General features: G+C 70.7%; 18 protein-coding genes. 15 read left to right on the top strand and 3 right to left on the bottom strand.

What is annotated here, in order from left to right; translation table 11 throughout:
* The first annotated feature begins 145 nt into the window (after positions 1 to 145).
* The 3 genes from BLS25_RS02740 to BLS25_RS02750 are packed head-to-tail and all read left to right on the top strand — an operon-like array spanning position 146 to position 3,144.
* Positions 146 to 1,081, top strand: a complete 936-nt coding sequence (locus BLS25_RS02740) for an ROK family glucokinase (protein WP_074694318.1) — start codon at positions 146 to 148, stop codon at positions 1,079 to 1,081.
* A gap of 2 nt (positions 1,082 to 1,083) precedes the next feature.
* Positions 1,084 to 1,797: a lysophospholipid acyltransferase family protein gene (locus tag BLS25_RS02745; protein ID WP_056227692.1), complete on the top strand. Its 714-nt coding sequence runs from the start codon at positions 1,084 to 1,086 to the stop codon at positions 1,795 to 1,797.
* A gap of 9 nt (positions 1,798 to 1,806) precedes the next feature.
* Positions 1,807 to 3,144 carry a class II 3-deoxy-7-phosphoheptulonate synthase gene (locus BLS25_RS02750; RefSeq protein WP_056227695.1) on the top strand — a complete coding sequence of 446 codons (1,338 nt, stop codon included), beginning with the start codon at positions 1,807 to 1,809 and terminating at the stop codon, positions 3,142 to 3,144.
* 105 nt (positions 3,145 to 3,249) lie between these two features.
* Here the strand turns inward: BLS25_RS02750 and pknB are convergent, their stop codons facing one another.
* Together pknB and BLS25_RS02760 are read right to left on the bottom strand one after the other, a co-directional pair.
* Positions 3,250 to 5,202, bottom strand: coding sequence for a Stk1 family PASTA domain-containing Ser/Thr kinase (pknB, locus tag BLS25_RS02755; RefSeq protein ID WP_074694319.1), 1,953 nt, complete (start codon positions 5,200 to 5,202; stop codon positions 3,250 to 3,252).
* Between the two features lie 54 nt (positions 5,203 to 5,256).
* Positions 5,257 to 6,249 (bottom strand): LysM peptidoglycan-binding domain-containing protein, encoded by a 993-nt coding sequence (locus tag BLS25_RS02760; RefSeq protein WP_074694320.1) that lies wholly within the window; start codon positions 6,247 to 6,249, stop codon positions 5,257 to 5,259.
* Positions 6,250 to 6,396: 147 nt separating this feature from the next.
* Here BLS25_RS02760 and BLS25_RS02765 point away from each other — a divergent pair, with 147 nt between their 5' ends.
* Positions 6,397 to 6,741, top strand: a complete 345-nt coding sequence (locus tag BLS25_RS02765) for an Rv2175c family DNA-binding protein (RefSeq protein ID WP_326493361.1) — start codon at positions 6,397 to 6,399, stop codon at positions 6,739 to 6,741.
* 12 nt (positions 6,742 to 6,753) lie between these two features.
* On the opposite strand, the gene BLS25_RS02770 is transcribed toward BLS25_RS02765, so the two are convergent.
* A complete protein-coding gene (locus BLS25_RS02770; RefSeq protein ID WP_074694321.1) occupies positions 6,754 to 7,845 on the bottom strand; it encodes a polyprenyl synthetase family protein in 1,092 nt (363 codons plus the stop codon).
* A gap of 64 nt (positions 7,846 to 7,909) precedes the next feature.
* Here BLS25_RS02770 and BLS25_RS02775 point away from each other — a divergent pair, with 64 nt between their 5' ends.
* The 11 genes from BLS25_RS02775 to murC all read left to right on the top strand — a co-directional run bounded on the left by BLS25_RS02775 (position 7,910) and on the right by murC (position 20,531).
* A complete protein-coding gene (locus BLS25_RS02775; protein ID WP_056227710.1) occupies positions 7,910 to 8,290 on the top strand; it encodes a DUF3040 domain-containing protein in 381 nt (126 codons plus the stop codon).
* Between the two features lie 341 nt (positions 8,291 to 8,631).
* Positions 8,632 to 9,063, top strand: coding sequence for a division/cell wall cluster transcriptional repressor MraZ (gene mraZ / locus BLS25_RS02780; RefSeq protein ID WP_056227713.1), 432 nt, complete (start codon positions 8,632 to 8,634; stop codon positions 9,061 to 9,063).
* Between the two features lie 100 nt (positions 9,064 to 9,163).
* The gene (gene rsmH, locus BLS25_RS02785) at positions 9,164 to 10,117 is read left to right on the top strand and encodes a 16S rRNA (cytosine(1402)-N(4))-methyltransferase RsmH (RefSeq protein WP_074694322.1); all 954 of its coding nucleotides are present in this window, start codon (positions 9,164 to 9,166) and stop codon (positions 10,115 to 10,117) included.
* A complete protein-coding gene (locus BLS25_RS02790; protein ID WP_074694323.1) occupies positions 10,114 to 10,737 on the top strand; it encodes a cell division protein FtsL in 624 nt (207 codons plus the stop codon). Before rsmH ends, BLS25_RS02790 begins: the two co-directional genes overlap by 4 nt.
* Before the next feature lie 5 nt (positions 10,738 to 10,742).
* Complete coding sequence (locus BLS25_RS02795) at positions 10,743 to 12,536, top strand: peptidoglycan D,D-transpeptidase FtsI family protein (RefSeq protein WP_056227723.1); 1,794 nt, start codon at positions 10,743 to 10,745, stop codon at positions 12,534 to 12,536.
* A 62-nt stretch (positions 12,537 to 12,598) separates the two neighbouring features.
* Positions 12,599 to 14,011: a UDP-N-acetylmuramoyl-tripeptide--D-alanyl-D-alanine ligase gene (locus tag BLS25_RS02800; RefSeq protein ID WP_074694324.1), complete on the top strand. Its 1,413-nt coding sequence runs from the start codon at positions 12,599 to 12,601 to the stop codon at positions 14,009 to 14,011.
* Entirely contained in the window at positions 14,008 to 15,114 is a 1,107-nt protein-coding gene (mraY, locus tag BLS25_RS02805) for a phospho-N-acetylmuramoyl-pentapeptide-transferase (RefSeq protein WP_056227729.1), read from the top strand. Before BLS25_RS02800 ends, mraY begins: the two co-directional genes overlap by 4 nt.
* Complete coding sequence (gene murD / locus BLS25_RS02810; protein WP_256335514.1) at positions 15,096 to 16,628, top strand: UDP-N-acetylmuramoyl-L-alanine--D-glutamate ligase; 1,533 nt, start codon at positions 15,096 to 15,098, stop codon at positions 16,626 to 16,628. The genes mraY and murD overlap by 19 nt, the downstream gene beginning before the upstream one ends.
* Before the next feature lie 10 nt (positions 16,629 to 16,638).
* Positions 16,639 to 17,892 (top strand): putative lipid II flippase FtsW, encoded by a 1,254-nt coding sequence (gene ftsW / locus BLS25_RS02815; protein WP_074694326.1) that lies wholly within the window; start codon positions 16,639 to 16,641, stop codon positions 17,890 to 17,892.
* A gap of 49 nt (positions 17,893 to 17,941) precedes the next feature.
* Positions 17,942 to 19,015, top strand: coding sequence for a UDP-N-acetylglucosamine--N-acetylmuramyl-(pentapeptide) pyrophosphoryl-undecaprenol N-acetylglucosamine transferase (locus tag BLS25_RS02820; protein WP_074694327.1), 1,074 nt, complete (start codon positions 17,942 to 17,944; stop codon positions 19,013 to 19,015).
* Between the two features lie 109 nt (positions 19,016 to 19,124).
* Positions 19,125 to 20,531, top strand: coding sequence for a UDP-N-acetylmuramate--L-alanine ligase (gene murC / locus BLS25_RS02825; protein ID WP_074694328.1), 1,407 nt, complete (start codon positions 19,125 to 19,127; stop codon positions 20,529 to 20,531).
* Positions 20,532 to 20,548 lie beyond the last annotated feature (17 nt).

Raw genomic sequence — 20,548 nt, forward strand, 5'->3', positions numbered from 1 at the left:
GGCACCGGAAGAACGTCGAGCGGGTCTGTCGAGTCTATAAGCATGGATGCCGGGCCCCCGGGGATCACCGCTCTCCCGCGCCGGTCGCGCGGCATGGCTAGACTTCTCCGGGCCGAGCCGCACGGTCGGCCCGGAAGGGAGCGCGGTGCGCAACGTCGGCATCGACATCGGGGGCACGAAGATCGCGGGGGGCGTCGTCGACGACGACGGCACCATCATCGAGAAGCTCCGCGTCGACACCCCCATCGACCCCGCAGCCCTGGTCGACGCCGTGGTCGACATGGCCGATCACCTGCGCCGCGCGCACGAGATCCACGCGATCGGGGTGGCCGCGGCCGGCTTCATCAGCCGCGACCGCAGCACCGTCATCTACGCCCCCAACATCGACTGGCGCGACGAGCCCCTGCGCGCCCGCCTGGAGCAGCGCTTGAATGCCCCGGTCACGATCGAGAACGACGCGAACGCCGCGGGGTGGGGCGAGTATCGCTTCGGTGCGGGCCAGGGCGTGCGCGACATGGTCATGCTGACGATGGGCACCGGCGTCGGCGGTGCCGTCGTCACCGACGGCGAGCTCTTCCGCGGCGGTCACGGCATCGGCGCCGAACTGGGGCACATGCGCTTCGTGCGCGGCGGGCACCCGTGCGGGTGCGGACAGAACGGATGCCTCGAGCAGTACGCCTCGGGTCGTGCCCTGCAGCGCGAGGCGAACGCCATCGCCGACGAGGGCGGCATCGGCGCGGCCCTGGCCGCGGTGCGCGAGGAGCGCGGTGCGATCCCCGGCCCCGCGGTGTCGCGGCTCGTGCTCGCGGGCGACCCGGGCGCCGTCGAGGCGCTGCGTCGCGTGGCCACGGCCCTCGGCGAGGCGTGCGGCGGGTTCCAGGCCGTGCTCGACCCCGAGGTCTTCGTGATCGGCGGGGGAGTGGCGCAGCTCGGCGCCGACCTGCTGGAGCCGGTGAAGCTCGCGTACGAGACCTCGCTCCCGGGGTACGGTGAACGTCCGGTCGCCGAATTCGCGATCGCACGTCTGGGCAACGACGCCGGTCTCATCGGGGTCGCTGACCTCGCCGGGAAGGAGCGCTGACGTTGTTCTACTGGCTCATGAAGTACGTGGTCATCGGACCGGTCATCAAGGCCGTGTTCCGTCCGTGGATGGTGGGCCGGCGCAACATCCCCGTCGAGGGGGCGGCGATCCTGGCGAGCAACCACCTGTCGTTCTCGGACTCGATCTTCCTTCCGCTCATGATCGACCGGCGCATGGCGTTCCTCGCCAAGAGCGACTACTTCACCGGCAAGGGCCTCAAAGGCTGGGCCACTCGCATGTTCTTCACGGCGACGGGTCAGCTGCCCATCGACCGCTCAGGCGGAAAGGCTTCCGAGGCCTCGCTGAACACCGGCCTCGGCGTACTCGGCCGCGGAGAGCTGCTCGGCATCTACCCCGAGGGGACCCGCAGCCCCGACGGCACCCTCTACCGGGGCCGCACGGGCATCGCGCGCATGGCGCTCGAGGCGCGCGTTCCGGTCGTGCCGGTTGTCATGGTCGACACGGGCGCCGTCATGCCGATCGGCCAGCGTCTGCCCCGCGTGGGGCGCGTGGGCATCGTCATCGGCGAGCCCCTCGACTTCTCGCGGTTCGAGGGCATGGAGGGCGACCGCTACGTGCTCCGCTCGGTGACCGATGAGATCATGGTGGCCCTCCAGCGTCTCGGTGAGCAGCGCTACGAAGACGTCTACGCCTCGACCGTGAAGGACCGCCTCGCCACGTCACAGGCGGCGAAGGCGCCGGTGTCCCGCCACTAGACTTCAGGGGTGAATCAGCAGCTCCACGACCTCGACCACTGGCGAACCCTGCCCATCAAGCAGCAGCCCCAGTGGTATGACGAGGCCGCTGTGGCCGCGGCATCCGCAGAATTGGCGACGCTTCCTCCGCTGGTGTTCGCCGGCGAGGTCGACATCCTCCGCGACCGCCTCGCGCGGGCCGCCGCCGGCCAGGCGTTCCTCCTGCAGGGCGGTGACTGCGCCGAGACGTTCGCCGGCGCGACCGCCGAGCAGATCCGCAACCGCATCAAGACGGTCCTGCAGATGGCCGTCGTCCTCACCTACGGCGCCTCGATGCCGGTGGTCAAGATGGGCCGTATGGCGGGCCAGTTCGCCAAGCCCCGCTCGAGCGACGTCGAGACGCGCGGCGACGTGACGCTCCCGGCGTACCGCGGCGACATCGTCAACGGCTACGACTTCACCGAGGAGTCGCGCAAGGCCGACCCCGCGCGTCTGCTCAAGGGCTACCACACGGCCGCGTCGACCCTGAACCTCATCCGCGCCTTCACGCAGGGGGGCTTCGCCGACCTGCGCGAGGTGCACAGCTGGAACAAGGGCTTCGCGAGCACGCCCGCGAACCAGGCGTACGAGTCAATGGCGACCGAGATCGACCGCGCCATCAAGTTCATGGAGGCCGCCGGCGCCGACTTCGACGAGCTGACGCGCGTCGAGTTCTACACGGGCCACGAGGGTCTGCTCATGGACTACGAGCGCCCCATGACGCGGATCGACTCGCGCACGGGACAGCCGTACAACACGTCCTCGCACTTCCAATGGATCGGTGAGCGCACGCGCGAGCTCGACGGCGCGCACGTCGACTACTTCTCGAAGATCCGCAACCCCATCGGCGTGAAGCTCGGTCCCACCACGACGGCCGAGACGGCGCTGGCGCTCATCGACAAGCTCGACCCCGAGCGCGAGCCGGGTCGACTGACCTTCATCACGCGCATGGGTGCGGGCAAGATCCGCGACGCGCTGCCCCCGCTGCTCGAGGCCGTCCGCGACTCGGGTGCTACGCCGCTCTGGGTCACCGACCCGATGCACGGCAACGGCATCACCACGCCCACCGGCTACAAGACCCGTCGCTTCGACGACGTGGTCGACGAGGTGCGCGGCTTCTTCGAGGCGCACCGCTCGGTGGGCACGCACCCCGGCGGCATCCACGTCGAACTCACCGGCGACGACGTCACCGAGTGCCTGGGCGGCTCCGAGATGATCGACGAGGCCACCCTCGCGACCCGCTACGAGAGCCTGTGCGACCCGCGTCTGAACCACCGTCAGAGCCTCGAGCTGGCGTTCCTCGTGGCCGAGGAGCTCGAGAACCGCTGACCCCTCTCGACAGATCGACGCCCCCGACCGCTGCGGTCGGGGCGTCGTCGTTTCAGGATGCCGTCGGCGCGGTCGGGGAAGCTCTCTCTGCTCCGCGATCTCGCGCTACAGCGTCGGCGTCAGTGTGATGGTCGAGCCCTGCGGGGCCGTCGTGCCGGCCTTGGGGTTCGTGGCGCGCACCTTGTAGATGTCCCAGTACTTGAACCCGAGGGGCAGGGTGCCGTCGTCGATGCCCGCGTTCACCTCGAAGCCGAGCGCTTCGAGAGTCTTCACGGCATCCCGGATCGACATCCCCACGACGTTGCCGGGGATCTCGACGGGCTTCGGGCCGATCGACACGCGCAGGGGCACGGTGTCGCCGGGGCGCCAGTTGCCGCCCCCGTCGCGCTGGCCCATGGCGATCACGTTGCCGGATGCCACGGAGTTGCTGTACTCCTCGGTCACCGCGGTCTTGAGTCCGACGCCGTCGAGGGCGCGCTCGGCCTGGGAACGCGAGTCGCCGGTGACGTCGGGGATGGGTCCGAGCGAGACGACGAGCGACGCGGCGTCGCCCTCGTACACCGTGCAGCCCTGGGTGCAGTCGATGGCGTTGCCGCCGGAGCGGGGGATCACCGAGGCGCCCAGCACAGTCCCGCCGGCCGGGTCGGCGAACTGCCGCTCGGGGTCGCCCGCGACCCCGACGAAGGCCTGCTCAAGGACCGCGCGCACCTCGTCGGCGCTCTTGCCCGCGAGGGCGGGGATCTGGTGGGTGGCCGGCCCGATCGAGACGAAGACGGTCACGACCGTCTCTTTGTCGAGACGTTCGCCGGGCGCGGGGTCGGAGCCCACGGTCGTGCCGGAGGGGATCTCGCGGTCGTTGACCTCTTGCGCCTGAGCCTGCAGCTGCTGCTGCGTGAGCAGGGCCTCGGCGTCGGCGAAGCTGCGGCCCGACACGTCGGGGACCGCGACGAGCGAACCCGGACCGGAGCCGAAGTACCAGCCCGTGAACCCGGCTCCGCCGGCGAGCAGCAGCACGAGCACGAGGAGCCACGCGCCCCTGGTCGTCCGTCGCCGCGTGCGGGTGCGCAGTCGCGCCGCATTGTCGGGCTCATCGATGGTGGCGGAGGGGAGGGATGCCGTCTGCGGCAGCACCTTCGTCAGCTCGCGCGACTCGGCGGCCGTCGCGGGACTCGTGGTGCCCACGGCCACGGCGCGCGCCACCTGGGGGGCGAGGCCGAGTTCTTTCTCGATCGCGCGAAGGCGCTCGAGCATCGCGGCCGCGTCGAGCGGGCGGTCGCCCGGCTCCCGTTCGGTCGACCAGAGCACGAGCTCGTCGAGTTGCTCGGGGACGCCGGGATTCTTCGCGCTCGGGCGGGGCACCGAGTCGGTGGCGTGCTGATAGGCGATCTGCATCGGCTGCTCGCCCTTGTAGGGCTGCTCGCCGACGAGCATCTCGTAGAGCATGATCCCGAGCGAATAGATGTCGCTGCGCGCGTCGGCGGTGCCGCGCGTGACCAGCTCGGGGGCGAGGTAGGCGATCGTGCCCATGAGCTGCGCGCCGCTCGCGGTGTTCGCCGTCGTCGCGCGGGCGAGGCCGAAGTCGCCGATCTTGATGCGGCCGTCCTCGGCGAGGAGGACGTTCTCGGGCTTCACGTCGCGGTGGACGATGCCGGCCCGGTGCGCGGCGGCGAGCCCCGAGAGGATGGCATCCATGATCGTGAGGGTCTGATCGACCGTGAGGCGCCGGTGCTCGCGCAGCAGCTCGCGCAGCGTGATGCCCGGGAGGTACTCCATGACCAGGTAGGCCATCTCGCCGTCCTGGCCCTGGTCGAACACGTTCACCACGTGCGGATCGCTCAGGCGCGCAGCCGAACGGGCCTCTTGGATGAACCGACTCTGGAACACGGTGTCGTCGCTGAGGTGGCCGTGCATGACCTTCAGCGCCACCCGGCGTTCGAGGCGCAGGTCGGTCGCCACGTACACGGTCGCCATGCCGCCACGCGCGATGCGCGCGCGAACCCGGTACCGGCCGTCGACGAGACGGCCGATCAGCGGGTCTGCCTGCTGACTCGTGCTCACAGGTCGAGTCTACGGAGCGCCCCCTGTGAGCCCGGGGAGCGGCTCACCCTCACCTCACCCCAGAACGGCGAGCCACGTGGTGGCCGGCTGCTCCCACTGGGCGTATCGGTCGGGGTAGGCCGAGATCTGCACGGCCTGGGCGGCATCGGCGTAGGGGAGCTGGTCCCAGCCGGGGATGTCGAGGAGTCCGCGGGTGGCGGTGCCGTTGGGATCGGCCGCGCCGCCGTAGAACACGCGCGTCGAGCGTTCGCGGTCGAGGATCTGCGCCGGAGTGCCCCACCCGGTGCTGGGCCGCTGCTGGAAGAGGCCCAGCGAATCGCGGTCGCCCCAGTCGAGGTTGCGCAGCCACGACTCCTGCATCGCGGTGCCGAGGGCGATCAGGATGCCGCGATCCGAGACGCCCAGTTCGCGTCCGACGCGGATGATCAGGCGCGCGTTGTCGGACTGCTCGGCGTCGAGGCCCGGAGCCGTCGCCGGGGCGACGGCGGCGGGAGCGGGAGCGGGAGCGGGGGAGTCCGCCGGGATGCGCAGGACGTCGCCGGGGTAGATGATCGAGGCGCGCGTGAGCCCGTTCGCGCTCAGCACGGCGTCGAGCGAGACGCCGTTGGCGCGGGCGATCGCCGAGACGGTGTCGCCGGGACGCACCTCGTGCGTGCGGGGCGCGGCCTCGGGGGCCGCGGGAGCCGGGGGAGCGGGCGCGGCCGCGGGCGTGAGGGCGAGCACGTGACCGGGGCGGATGACGGCGTCGGATGCCAAGCCGTTGGCCGCGAGGACCGCGGCTGTATCGAGACCGTGCGCGCGGGCGATGTCCCACACCGTGTCGCCGGGCTTGACCGTGTAGGTGGTGGGCGGGGTGACGGCGGCGAGCACCGGCATCCCGAGACTGCGGGGAGCGGGCGGGAGAGAGGTGAGCGCAGGTTCCGGGGGTGCGGCGTGCGCGGCGTGCTCGGCGGTGAGGGTCAGGGCGATCGTGCCGGCCACGGCGGCGGGCCAGATGACGGCGGTGCGACGTCGCGAGGGCAGGGGGGACAGCGTGAGTCGTCTCATGGTGGGGGATTCCGTTCTTCCGACTGCCCGACACGGTGGCATGCCTCGGGGCGGATGTCAACGAAAGTGACCCCTGAGACGGGTGTGACTCAAGTGAAGAAGACGACCGAGGGCGGGCCGAGGCGACGGCAGTGAGAGGATGAAGGGGTGAGTGAGACTTCCCGTTACGAGACCGCGTGGCTGACCATTCCCGACCTGGTCGAGATGCTCGACGAGTCGCTCGGGCGCGTGCGCCGCCTCTTCGACGAGCACTACCTCGTCGGCTCGCGCCGCGACGGCGTCTTCAAGGTGCCGGCGGTCTTCCTCGTCGACGGGCGCCCGCTGCCGTCGCTGCGCGGCACGATCATCGTCCTGCACGACGCGGGGTTCGACCCCGACGAGACCATCGACTGGCTGCTCACGCCCGAAGAGACCATCGGTCTCGCGCCCATCGAGGCGCTCCTCGCCGGGCGCAAGAGCGAAGTCCGACGGGTCGCTGCGACCCTCGCCTGAGGCCGTCCGGCCTCAGGCCGTGCGCTCGGTGGCCGCGCGTGCGAGAGCGCGCAGATCGGTGAGCGCTCCGGTGTCGACGCGCGCGTCGGCGAGAGCCGCATCGGCGCGCTCGGCGTACTCGGCGATCAGGGTCTCGGTGCGCTCGAGGGCGCGGGTGTCGACGATCGTCTGCTGCAGGGCCGCGATCTGCGCCGCGTCGAGAGCGGGGTCGCCCAGGAGGGCGTCGAAGCGGTCGCGCTCCGCGGACTCGAGCATCTCGCGGGCGTAGGCCACCAGGACGGTGCGCTTGCCCTCGCGCAGGTCGTCGCCGACGGGCTTGCCCGTGACGGCGCTGTCGCCGAAGACGCCCAGCACGTCGTCGCGCAGTTGGAAGGCCATGCCGACGTCGTGACCGAACCGTCCGAGGGCATCGAGCTGCTCATCGTCGGCCCCGGCCAGCGCCGCGCCGATCTGCAGGGGTTGCTGAATGCTGTAGCGCGCCGACTTGTACGAGGCGATCCGCAGCGCCCGCTCGGCGTGGGTGTCATCCGGATAGACGGTGTACGCGGACTCCTCCGCGACGTCGAGGAACTGACCGATCGTCACGTCGCGGCGCATGCGGGAGTAGGCCCGGCGCGTGGCGGCGGCGGAGGGGTGGTCCTCGAGGCCTTCTTCGAGGAGGTCGTCGCTCCACGCCACGAGGAGGTCGCCGAGCAGGATCGCGCCCGAGCGACCGAACGCGTCGGAGTCACCCGCCCACTCGGCATCCTGATGGGCCTTCTGCAGGGCGCGGTGCGCGGCGGGCTGACCCCGGCGCGTGTCGCTGTTGTCGACGAGGTCGTCGTGGACGAGGGCCGCCGCGTGGAAGACCTCGAGCGAGGTGGCCACGGCCAGGGCGGGTTCGTCGAACACCGCGGCGGACGGCGCGTCGAGGGCGCCCACGGCGCGCCACCCCGCAAGGCAGAAGCGCGCCCGCAGGCGCTTGCCGCCGCGGAGGGCGGAGGCCCCCGCGCGGGTGAGGGACTCGGCCTCGGGGCCGAGCGCGGAGGCGTACGATAGCTGTTCGGAGAGGAACTTGTCGAGTCGCTGGGAAACAGCTTCGATCGGTTCCGGGGAGGTCGGCACGGGCCTAGCCTAGTGATCCACGCCGCGCGTAGAATCGTCCGCAACGAACAACAGAGGGGGATGCATGCCACTGTCAGAGCAGGAGCAGCGTCTACTGGATGAGATGGAGCGCCATCTCATGAGCAACGACACCGATGTGGTGTCCGCCCCCAGTCGTGCCCTCAGCTACCGCAACATCGTCCTCGGCTCGATCCTGGTGCTCGCCGGTCTCGGCGCCCTCGTCGCGGGCGTGTCGATCGGCTTCAACACCGGTTTCGTCGGCATCGCCGTCGGCGTGCTGGGCTTCCTCCTCATGGTCGGCGGCGTGATCTTTGCCGTCACCCCCACGCGGGGTGCCGCTCCGACCGCGCCCGCCGCCGCTAAGCCGCGACCGGCCCGCGCCTCCGGCTCCTCGTTCATGGACCGCATGAACGAGCGCTGGGACCGCCGCCACGACGGCCCTTAAGCTCCGTCCTCGCACCACCTCAGCACCGGCTCTTCGGAGCCGGTGCTTTTTCGTGCGCCCGGCGCCCTCGTCGGCGAGGTGAGTAACGGAGTGGAGAGGGTGAGGAGTCGGCATCCGGGCTCGAATCCCTCCCTTTTGCTCCACCGGGACGTCCGCGGGGAGTGCGAGGCGCCGTTGCGCCGCGGAAAGACGCGGAAACTGCGGTGCTGCGCCGGGGTGGTCGACCACTGTACACGGCCGCGGTTCTCCGCAGAAGAGTCCTGTTTTCGATAGCAAAGTGGAGGGCGGTGGAGTAAAGTGGGGGAAACTTCGCAGGCCGGACGAAGGGGGTGGACGCCCGAATGCTGCTCGGAACGCACACACCCAAGCTCGACGACAAGGGTCGGGTCATCCTGCCGGCGAAGTTCCGTGACGATCTCGGCGCCGGAGTGGTGATCACGCGCGGGCAGGACCGCTGCCTCTACGTGTTCAGCACCGAGGAGTTCGAGCGCGTTCACGAGCGGATCCGCGAGGCCCCGCTCAGCAACAAGCAGGCCCGCGACTTCCTGCGCATGTTCCTCTCGGGGGCAAGCGCCGAGAAGCCCGACAGCCAGAACCGCATCACCGTCCCGCCCGCCCTGCGCACCTACGCCGGGCTCGGGCGCGAACTCGTCGTCACCGGCGTCGGCGCGCACGCCGAGATCTGGGACGCCGAGGCCTGGAACTCCTACGCGGAGAGCAACGAAGAGACGTACGCCGAGATGGAGCAGGAGGTGATCCCGGGACTCTTCTGACCCTTCGGCTGTGATGCCCAGCCGCTCGCCCTGACGCACTTCCCCGGCGCCAGGTCGAAGCGGATGGGGATCAGAGTCCGAAGGTTCGGCCCGACACATCATGGACATCCGCGACATCCACACCCCGGTCCTGCTCGAGCGCTGCGTCGAGCTGCTCGGCCCCGCCCTGCAGAAGCCGGGCTCCGTCTTCGTCGACGGCACGCTCGGCATGGGCGGGCACTCCGAGGCGTTCCTCGAGCGGTTCCCGCAGGCCCGGCTCATCGGCCTCGACCGGGACACCGACGCTCTGCGCATCGCGGGGGAGCGACTGAAGCGCTTCGGCGACCGCGTCACCCTCGTCCACACCGTCTACGACGGCATCGCCGAGGCCGTGGCATCCGCCGGTGTCGACAAGGTCGACGGCATCCTGTTCGACCTGGGTGTCTCGTCTCTGCAGCTCGACGAGGCCGCCCGCGGCTTCGCCTACGCGCAAGACGCCCCTCTCGACATGCGCATGGACCAGACCACCGGCGTCACCGCAGCCGAGGTGCTCGCCACCTACGGCGAGGGCGACCTGCGACGCATCTTCGAGCGCTACGGCGAAGAGAAGCTCGCCGGCCGCTACGCCCGCGCCATCATCGCCGCCCGCGCCCAGGCTCCGCTCGAGCGCTCGGGCCAGCTCGTCGACGTGCTGCAGGCCGCGACCCCGGCCGCGGTGCTGCGCGAGCGCCACCCCGCCAAGCGCGTCTTCCAGGCCCTGCGCATCGAGGTCAACGCCGAGCTGTCGGTGCTCGAGCGCACGATCCCCGCCGCCCTCGAGGTGCTGGGAGTCGGCGGCCGCATCGTCGTGCTGTCGTACCAGTCGCTGGAGGACCGACTGGTCAAGCGCGTGTTCGCCGACGCTTCCACCTCGACCGCACCCCGCGGCCTGCCCGTCGAGCTGCCCGAGCACGCGCCGACGTTCAAGCTACTCGTCCGGGGGGCCGAACTCGCGAGCGACGAAGAGCGCGCGATCAACCCCCGCGCCACCCCCGTGCGACTGCGCGCGGCCGAGAGAATCCGGGAGGACGCATGAGCGCGCCCCAGGCCATCGATGCAGCCTTCCTTCCCGACTTTCCCACGCCGGTCCGCGAGCGTCGACTCACCGTCGTCCCCGCGACCGCGCGTCGTCGGGCACCGCGACGCCTCTTCGGCGTCGTCGCCGTGCTCGGGGCGCTGACCATCGTCGTGGCCCAGATGAGCCTCGGCATCCTCACGACGCAGAGCTCGTTCGAGATCTCGTCGCTGACCCAGCAGCAGCGCGACCTGACCTACCAGAAGCAGATCCTCTCCGACGAGAGCGCGGGACTCAGCTCGCCCCAGTACCTCGCGGCGAACGCCGCAGCCCTGGGCATGGTGATCGACGAGTCGCCCACCTACCTCCGCCTCAGCGACGGTGCCGTCATCGGCTCCGACAAGCCCGCCGACGCGGCCTCGTCCGTCGACGCGAAAGGCCGCGGCTCGGTCGGCAACGCGCTGATCTCGGGCGTGCCGCTGGTCACCGACCCGGCGGCATCCACCACCGAGAACGGCGCGGCGACCCCCTCACCCGCGGCGCCCGGAGCGGCCGCACCGACCGAGGCCGCCGCCCCCACCACCCAATCGGCGACACCCCCGCCGATCAGCGACGGTCTGCCGACTCCCGCGACACGATGAGAGCCATGACGACGACAACCTCCCGGTCCCCGCGGCGTCGCACCGTCGTCGCCCTCGCGGTCGTCCTGATCGTGATCCTCGCCTTCGTCGTCCGACTGGTCGACATCCAGGTCGTCAACGCCCGCGATCACGTGGACGACTCGCTCTCGATGGGCCTGCAGAACTCCCGCGTCGAGTACGCCTCCCGCGGCTCCATCGTCGACGACAACGGCGTCCCCCTCGCCACGAGCGTCAACCGCTACGACGTGCAGATCGACCCGATGCTCGCGGCCAAGGGCGTGACCACACGCGACGACGACGGCAACGAGACCACGACCGCGTGGCCCGAGCTCGCCGCCCGGATCGCCGCCGTCACCGGCCAGAGCGCCGCGGACGTGCAGAAGATCGTCCAGGATGCCGTGGCCGACAACCCCGACTCGCGCTACGCCATGATCGCGAAGAGCGTCTCGACCGAGCAGTACCGGTCCCTCGTGGCCCTGGGGCTGCCGTTCCTCAGCTTCCCGCCGCAAGCGGGCCGGATGTATCCCGACGGCGCGGTGGCGGGAAACCTGCTCGGTTTCGTCGGCAGCGACGGGCAGGCCCTCGCGGGCCTCGAGTCGGCCGACAACGACTGCCTCGCCTCGACCAACGGCAAGGTCGTCTTCCAGCAGAGCCGCGACGGCGTGGTGCTCCCCGGCACCGAGGTGGTGACGCAGCCGGCGGTCGACGGCGGCACCCTCAAGCTCACGATCGACCGCGACCTGCAGTGGTACCTCCAGCAGCTCATCGCGGAGCAGGTGCAGAACACCGGTTCGCTCCGCGGCACGATCACGGTCGTCGAGGCGAAGACGGGCAAGATCCGCGCCCTCGCCGAGTACCCCACGGTCGACCCCAACGACCCGACCGCCACCTCGCCCGACGACCGCGGCAGCCGCGCGTTCTCGAGCCCCTTCGAGCCCGGGTCGACCTTCAAGGCGCTCACGACGGCGATCGGCCTCGACAGCGGCTCGTACACCCCGCAGACCACCGTGACCGCCTCGGGGCGAGAGGTCCTCGGCGGTGACGCCCGGGTCTCGGACGCGTTCTCGCACGGCCCGAACGTGTACACGCCCACCGGCGTGCTCATCGACTCCTCGAACGTGGGCATCTCGAAGTTCGCCGAGATGATCCCCGCCCAGACGCGTTTCGACTACCTGCAGAAGTTCGGCATGGGCTCGGTCAGCTCGATCGGGTTCCCCGGCGAGTCCGGCGGCATCCTGCACCCGGTCCAGGACTGGGACAAGCAGACCTTCTACAACACCGCCTTCGGCCAGGGCTTGTCGGTCACCGTGCCGCAGCTCGTGGGCGCATACCAGACCATCGCCAACGGGGGACTCAAGAAGCCGCTGTCGATCGTCGAGGGCTGCACCGCGGCCGACGGCACGGTCACCGACGTCCCGCCCACCGACGGCACGCAGGTCGTCTCGCCCGACACGGCGAAGGAGGTCTCGCTCATGCTCGAGAACGTCGCCACGCAGGGCGAGCTTGCCTCGAAGATTGCCATCCCGGGTTACCGCATCGCGATCAAGACCGGTACCGGTGAGAAGGTCGACGAGAACACGGGCGCCTACAAGCCCGACGCGTACTTCACGACGATGATCGGTTTCGCCCCCGCCGACGACCCGCAGTACGTGGTCGCGGTCAACCTGGACGAGCCGCGGACGGTAAAATCGTCGGCGGCCACCGCCCCCGCGTTCCAGAAGGCCCTCACCCAGGTTCTCAAGTCCTACCGGGTGATCCCCTCCGGAACCACGACCCCCGAACTGCCCAAGTTCGGCTGAGAAAGAGCCCGTCTCGGTCTCGTCTCGGTAACGAATGCGACCGGAAAGGGCGTCCCACAGCAATGATCTCCCTCAGCCTCTCCCACCTCGCCGACGTGCTCGGCGGGCGCCTCGTCGTCCGCGGCGACGACACCCCCCACACTCGGGTCTCGGGCCTCGTCGACACCGACTCGCGCCTGATCGAACCCGGCGGGATCTTCGTCGCCAAGCCCGGTGAGACCACCGACGGTCATTTCTTCGTCGGCACCGCCGTCGAGCGGGGAGCCGCCCTCGCGATCGTCGAACGCGAGCTCGACGACGCCGTGAGTCAGATCGTCGTTCCGGATGCCGTGGCCGCCCTCAGCGACCTGGCCCGCGACGTGGTGGCTCGGGTTCGCGAGACCGGCGAGCTCAAGATCGTCGGCATCACCGGATCCAACGGCAAGACGACCACCAAGAACCTCCTCGCCCGCATCCTCGAGGACGAGGGCGAGACGGTGGCGCCGCGCGCCTCGTTCAACAATGAGGTGGGCGCCCCCCTCACGATGCTGCGCGTCACCGAGGGCACCCGCTTCCTGGTGAGCGAGTTCGGCGCGAGCGCCCCCGGGGCCATCGCCCACCTCGCCGGGCTCGTCACCCCCGACATCGGCGTCGTGCTCATGGTGGGCATGGCCCACGCCGGCGGCTTCGGCGGCATCGAGTCGACGTTCCACGCCAAGAGCGAGCTGGTGAAGGCGACCCGCGAGGGCGGCCTTGCGGTGCTCAACGCCGACGATCCCCGCGTCTCGGCGATGGAGCCGATCGCGCGCGAGCGCGGGCAGGACGTGCGGTGGTTCGGTCGGGGCGAGCGGGCCGAGGTCCGGGCCGTCGACGTCGAGGTGTCGGCATCCGGCACCCGCGCCGATCTGCTGGTCGACGGAGAACCCTTCATCCTCACCCTGCGGGTGCTCGGCGAGCACCACGTGATGAACGCCCTCGCGGCCCTGGCCGCCGCCACCGCCCTCGGCGTGCCCGCGGCCGACGCGATCGCGCGCCTCGAGACCGTCGAGATCGCCGAGCGCTGGCGCATGCAGCCCCTCGGCTCCGATCGCGTGCGCATCATCAACGACGCGTACAACGCCAGCCCCGACTCGATGGCCGCAGCTCTGCGCACCCTCGCGCAGATCACCGGCCCCGACGAGCGCACCGTCGCCGTGCTGGGTGCGATGAGCGAGCTGGGGGAGTACGCCGACGAGGAGCACGACCGGGTCGGTCTTCTGGCCGTGCGCCTGCGCATCCAGCGCATCGTCGTGATCGGCCCCGAGGCGCGCCGCATGTACCTCGAGGCGATCGCCCAGGGCTCGTGGGACGGCGAGGCGGTCTTCTTCGCCGACGCCGACGCGGCCTACGACTACCTTTCGACCGAACTGCGCGACGGTGATCGCGTGCTGGTGAAGTCGTCCAACTCGGCGGGGCTCCGGCACCTCGGCGACCGTCTGGGAGACTTGTTCGCGTGAGATCACTTCTGACTTCGGCTGCGATCTCGCTCGCCTTCACCCTTTTCCTCACCCCGGTCTTCCTCCGCTGGTTCCGCAAGTGGGGCTGGGGGCAGGTCATCCGCACCCCCGAGAACGTGCACAACCCCTCGCACGGTGCGAAGCGCGGCACGCCCACCATGGGCGGAACGATCTTCATCCTCGGCACGATGGTCGGATACTTCATCGGCTCGTACGCCGGGAACAACCCCCCGACCGTCTCGGGACTCCTCGTTCTCTGGCTCATGCTCGGGTTCGGTGTCGTCGGCTTCATCGACGACTACATGAAGATCCGCCAGCAGCGCAGCCTGGGGCTCTCGGGATGGCGCAAGATCGCCGGTCAGGTGATCGTCGCGGTGCCGTTCGCCATCGTCGCCCTGAACTTCCCCAACACCGTCGGGCAGACCGCCGCCTCGGGGTACGTCTCGGTGTTCCGTGACATCCAGCTGCTGTCGTTCTTCGCGCTCGGCCCGATCCTCGGGTGGCTGCTGTACCTAGCGTGGATCTCGCTGATCGGAACGGCCACCTCGAACTCCGTCAACGTGGCCGACGGCCTCGACGGCCTCGCCGCGGGCTCGGGCATCTTCGTCGTCGGCGCCTACAGCCTGATGGCGTTCTGGCAGAACAAGCAGGTCTGCGCCGATGTCCTCGACCCGACCGTGCAAGCCGGCTGCTACGCCGTGCGCGACCCGTTCGACCTGGCGATCGTGGGGGCGTCGTTCGTCGGCGCCCTGGTCGGATTCCTCTGGTGGAACGCCCCCAAGGCGAAGGTCTTCATGGGCGACTGCGGGTCGATGGCGATCGGTGGGGTGATCGCCGCCCTCGCGATCTTCACCCGCACCGAGCTCCTCCTCATCCTCATCGCCGGTGTCTACGTGATCGCCTCGGGATCGGTCATCCTTCAGCGGGCCTACTTCAAGGTGACCCGGGGCAAGCGCCTGTTCCTCATGAGCCCCCTGCACCACCACCTCGAGATGCGCGGGTGGCCCGAGGTCACCATCGTCGTGCGCATGTGGATCATCGCCGGTCTCCTCGCCGTCTCGGGCATCGGATTCTTCTACGTCGAATGGCTGTCCCGCGTATGACCGACCTCTCCACCCTGACCAGCTGGCACGCCGACTGGAAGGGCCTGCGCGTCGTCGTCCTCGGCCTGTCGGTCACCGGCTTCTCGGTCGCCGATACCCTCGCCGAGCTCGGCGCCGAGGTGCTCGTGGTGACGGAGAGAGCGGATGCCGAGTATTCGCGCCTGCTCCCGGTTCTGGGCGTGCGCCTGCACGAGGGTCCGCTCGACACCGTGCCCGCAGAGATGGCGGACTTCGCGCCCGAGGTGGTCGTGGCATCCCCCGGCTTCCCCCCGCACCACCCCGTGATCGCGTGGACGCAGGAGCGGGGCATCGCGCTGTGGGGCGACGTCGAGCTCGCCTGGCGCGTCCGTGACAAGGTGGTCCGTCCGGACGGGCGCCCCGCCGACTGGGTGCTCATCACCGGGACGAACGGCAAGACCACCACCACGCGTCTGACCGCCGAGATGCTCATGACGGCGGGTCAGCGGGCCGTTCCCGTCGGCAACATCGGCACTCCCGTGCTCGACGCCGTGCGCGACCCGGGTGGGTTCGACGTGTTCGTCGTCGAGCTCTCGAGCCACCAGCTCTGGTACTTGAACCAGCAGTCCGGACCCGACGCCCTCTCGCCGCACGCCGCCGTCTGCCTCAACCTCGCCGACGACCACCTCGAGTGGCACGGCGGCGCGGACGCGTACCGCGCGGCGAAGGCCGGCGTCTACGCCCGCACGCGCGTGGCCTGCGTCTACAACAAGGCCGACGTCGCGACCCGCGAGATGGTCGAAGACGCCGAGGTCGTCGAGGGCGCGCGCGCCATCGGTTTCGACCTGGGGGTTCCCGGTCCGAGCGATCTCGGTGTGGTCGACGGCATCCTCGTCGATCGGGCCTTCCTCGAAGAGCGCGCCACCTCGGCCCTCGAATTGACGACGGTGGCGGACCTCGCCCGGCGCGGCCTCGCGGCTCCCCACATGGTCGCGAACATCCTCGCTGCCTCGGCCCTCGCACGCTCCCTCGGGGCCACGCCCGCGCACATCCACGACACGCTCGAACGCTTCCGGCTCGACCCGCACCGCATCCAGGTCGTCGGGGCGCACCTCGGAGTCACCTGGGTCGACGACTCGAAGGCGACGAACCCGCACGCGGCGGCCTCGTCGCTCGCGGCGTACCCCGGCGCGGTGTGGGTGGTCGGCGGTCTGCTCAAGGGCGTCGACCTGAGCGACCTCGTGCGCGCTCGGGGCGCTTCGGTGCGGGCCGCGATCGTGATCGGCACCGAGCGTGACGAGATCGTGGCGGCGTTCGGGCGACACGCCCCGGCGGTGCCGCTGTTCGAGGTCGACCACGCTGAGACTGAAGACGTCATGGCCCAGGTCGTCGAACTGGCGGCGGGTGTGGCCCGGGAGGGAGACACCGTTCTCCTCGCTCCCGCGGCGGCGTCCTTCGATCAGTTCTCGTCCTACTCCGACCGCGGCGACCGCTTCGCCGAGGCGGTGCGGGCGTGGATCGCGGGCCGAGACGGAGAATCTCAACCGCACGACTGAGGGGACTCGCGTGACCACGACGGCACCTCGGCCGCGGCAGAGCCCCGATGAGCCCGCTCGCGTCGGCCTCGCCGCCCGCGTGTCTCTGGGCAGGGCATTCCGGCCCGTGCCCAGCGAGTTCCTGCTCATCACCTCGGCGGCGCTCCTGCTCACCGGGTTCGGCCTGGTCATGGTGCTGTCGGCCACCTCGGCGCTCGACGGCGCGCAGAGCCCCTTCGACCATGTCCTCAAGCAGGCCGTCTTCGCCGTCATCGGCATCCCCCTGATGTTCGTGCTCAGCCGTGCTCCGCTGCGCTTCTGGAAGCGCATGGCGTGGCCGGCGCTGATCCTGGCGACCCTCTTCCAGTTGCTCGTGTTCACGCCGCTGGGCATCTCGGCGAACGGTAACCGCAACTGGATCAGCATCGCGGGCATCCAGGCGCAGCCGGCCGAGTTCCTCAAGCTCGCTCTCGCGCTGTGGCTGGGCTACGTCCTGTACCGCAAGCAGACGCTGCTGGGCGACTGGCGACACGTGTTCATCCCGATCGTTCCGGTCTTCGCCCTCGTGGTCGCCACCGTCATGGGCGGAAAAGACCTGGGTACGACGATGATCCTCGTTCTCGTCCTGCTCGGGGCGCTGTTCTTCTCGGGGGTGAAGCTGCGCATCTTCGTGCTGCCGGCCCTCGCGGCCCTCGGCGCGATCGCGTTGTTCGCCATCACGAGCGCCGACCGCATGCGCCGCATCATGAGCTTCCTCGACCAGGACTGCATCGCCAACTACCTCGGCGACTGCTACCAGCCGCTGCACGGCATCTGGGGGCTCGCCGCGGGCGGGATCTTCGGTGTGGGCCTGGGCAACTCGGCCGAGAAGTACGACTGGCTCCCCGCCGCGGCGAACGACTACATCTTCGCGATCGTGGGGGAGGAGATGGGGCTGATCGGCTGCATCGTCGTCCTCGCCCTCTTCGGTCTGTTCGCGGTCGGCGCCTTCCACATCATCCGCCGCACCGACGACCCCTTCGTCCGGATCGTCGCGGGCGGCGTGACCATCTGGATCGTCGGTCAGGCCATGATCAACGTCGCGGTCGTTCTCCGCGTGTTCCCGGTTCTCGGTGTGCCGCTGCCGTTCATGTCGCAGGGCGGAACCTCGCTGCTGTCGGTGCTGATCGGGTGCGGTGTGCTGCTGTCGTGCGCGCGGACGCTTCCCGACCGTCGCGCGGCGGGCGAGACGCCTCCGCGGGCGGCGCGGCGGGCCGCGGCATCCGCCCGTCGACCGCGCGGCTGACGCTCGGGGGCGGCGACGGAGCACCGCCCGACCTGGTTAGGGTCGAACGGTGACGACTTACCTCCTCGCCGGCGGCGGCACCGCCGGGCATGTGAACCCCCTGCTCGCGGTCGCCGACGGACTGCGCGCCCGCGACGCCTCGGCCGACGTGCTCGTGCTCGGCACGCGAGAGGGCCTCGAGTCGCGTCTCGTCCCGCTGCGTGGGTACGAACTGCTCACCGTCGCGAAGGTCCCCTTCCCACGACGCCCCAACGGGGCCGCCGCGGCGTTCCCGGTGCGCTTCCTGCGCGCGGTCGCGCACGTGCGCCGACTCATCCGCTCGCGCGGGGTCGACGTCGTCGTCGGTTTTGGGGGGTACGCGGCAGCGCCCGCCTACGTCGCGGCCCGCCGCGAGCACGTCCCCTTCGTGGTGCACGAGGCCAATGCCAAGCCGGGACTCGCGAACGTGCTGGGGGCGCGGGGCGCCGCGGGCGTCGGCGTCGCCTTCGAAGGCACCCCGCTGCGCGGTGCGAGAGAGGTCGGGATGCCGCTTCGCCGCGAGATCGTCGAGCTCGACGCCCCCGCTCTGCGTGCGGAGGCCGCCGCGCACTTCGGGCTCGACGCGCAGAAGCCGACGCTGCTGGTGTTCGGGGGGTCGCTCGGTGCGCTGCGGTTGAACACCGCGTTCGGCGGGGCCTGGCGCGACGTCCTCGACGCCGGTTGGCAGCTGCTGCACGTGACGGGACAGAACTCCGACCTGCCCGATCCGGGCGTCGAGGGCTATGCCGTCGTCCGGTACGTGGACCGCATGGACCTCGCCTTCGCCCTCGCCGACTTCGTGGTGTCGCGCTCGGGTGCCGCGACCGTCAGTGAGATCAACGCCCTCGGCATCCCCGCCGTGTACGTGCCTTACGCGGTCGGCAACGGCGAGCAGAGCATGAACGCCGCCGCGGCCGTCCGAGCCGGGGCCGCGCTGCTCATCGCCGACGCCGATCTCACGCCCGACCGGGTCCGCGCCGAGATCGTCCCGCTGCTCGCCGACGAGGACCGGCGGACCGCGATGCGCGATGCGGCGGCGCGCACCGGCATCCGGACCGGGACCGAGAACGTGATCGCCCTCGTCGACCGGGCTCTCGCCCGCTGAGCCGCGCCCGGTCCTGTCGCGGCGCGTCCGCCCGCCGAGGCTCCGTCGGCCGCGCCCCCAGCGCGCCGGGGCCGACGCGCAGGATCGGCGACGTAAACTCGCAGACGCCATGATCAGACCCGACCTGAGCCTCCCCATCCCCGAGACCATCACCTCCGCGCACTTCATCGGCGTGGGGGGGTCGGGCATGTCCGGACTCGCCCGCATGTTCCTCGACCGCGGTATCCGGGTCTCCGGCTCCGACCGTTCCGACAGTGCCGCCCTGCGCGACCTCGCCGCCCGAGGTGCGACCGTGCACGTCGGGCACGACGCCGCCCACCTGGGCGACGCCGACACCGTCGTCCACACGGGTGCGATCTGGCCCGAGAACCCCGAGTTCGTCACCGCCAAAGAGCGCGGGCTGCACGTGATCCACCGCTCGCAGGCGCTGCACTGGCTCATCGGCGGTCGTCGCCTCGTCTCGGTCGCGGGTGCCCACGGCAAGACCACCTCGACCGGCATGATCGTGACCGCCCTGCGCGCCCTCGAGGTCGACCCGACCTTCGTCAACGGCGGTGTCATCGCCGACCTCGGCGCGTCCAGCGGAACCGGCTCCGACGACCTCGTCGTGATCGAGGCCGACGAGTCCGACGGCACGTTCGAGCTCTACGACACCTCGGTCGCGCTCATCACCAACGTCGACCCCGACCACCTCGACCACTACGGCTCGCGCGACGCCTTCGACGCGGCCTTCGCCCGCTTCGCGAACGCGGCCCGCGAGGCCGTCGTGATCTCGGCCGACGATCCCGGCGCGCGTTCCGTGCGCGAGCGCATCACCCACGCGAACGTCGTCACGTTCGGCGAGGACGCCGCAGCCGACCTCCGCCTCAGCGGCATCCGCACCGACGGACCCGTCGCCTTCACCCTCTCCGCCGACGGCGAGAGCGTCGACGTGCACCTGCGGGTGCCGGGCGCCCACAACGCGGTCAACGCCGCCGGCGCGGTCGCCGTGCTGCGCGTGCTCGGGCACTCGCTGTCCGATGCGGCACGCGCGGTCGAGGGCTTCGGCGGCACGGTCCGCCGTTTCGAGCTGCACGGCGTGCAGCAGGGCGTCAGCGTGTACGACGACTACGCGCACCACCCGACCGAGGTCGCCGCGGCGCTGTCCGCGGCGCGAACGGTCGTGGGCAAGGGGCGCATCATCGCGATCCAGCAGCCCCACACGTACTCGCGCACGCAGGAGATGTACCGCGAGTTCGCCGAGGTGCTCGAGTCGCACGCCGACCACACCGTCATGCTCGACGTGTACGGGGCCCGTGAAGACCCGGTGCCCGGGGTCACCGGAGAGCTCGTCAGCGGCGCGTTCGCCGATCCGTCCCACGTGCACTACGTCCCCGACTGGCAGGCGGCGGCCGATTACACGGCTCGGATCGCCCGACCGGGTGACTACGTCATCACCCTCGGGTGCGGCAACGTCTACCAGATCATCCCCCAGGTGCTCGAGGCGCTGTCCCGCACCGAGGCCGCGGCGGTCTGACCGTGGAGCGGCCGTCG

Source organism: Microbacterium testaceum StLB037 (assembly GCF_900104345.1).
Lineage (GTDB): Bacteria > Actinomycetota > Actinomycetes > Actinomycetales > Microbacteriaceae > Microbacterium > Microbacterium testaceum_A.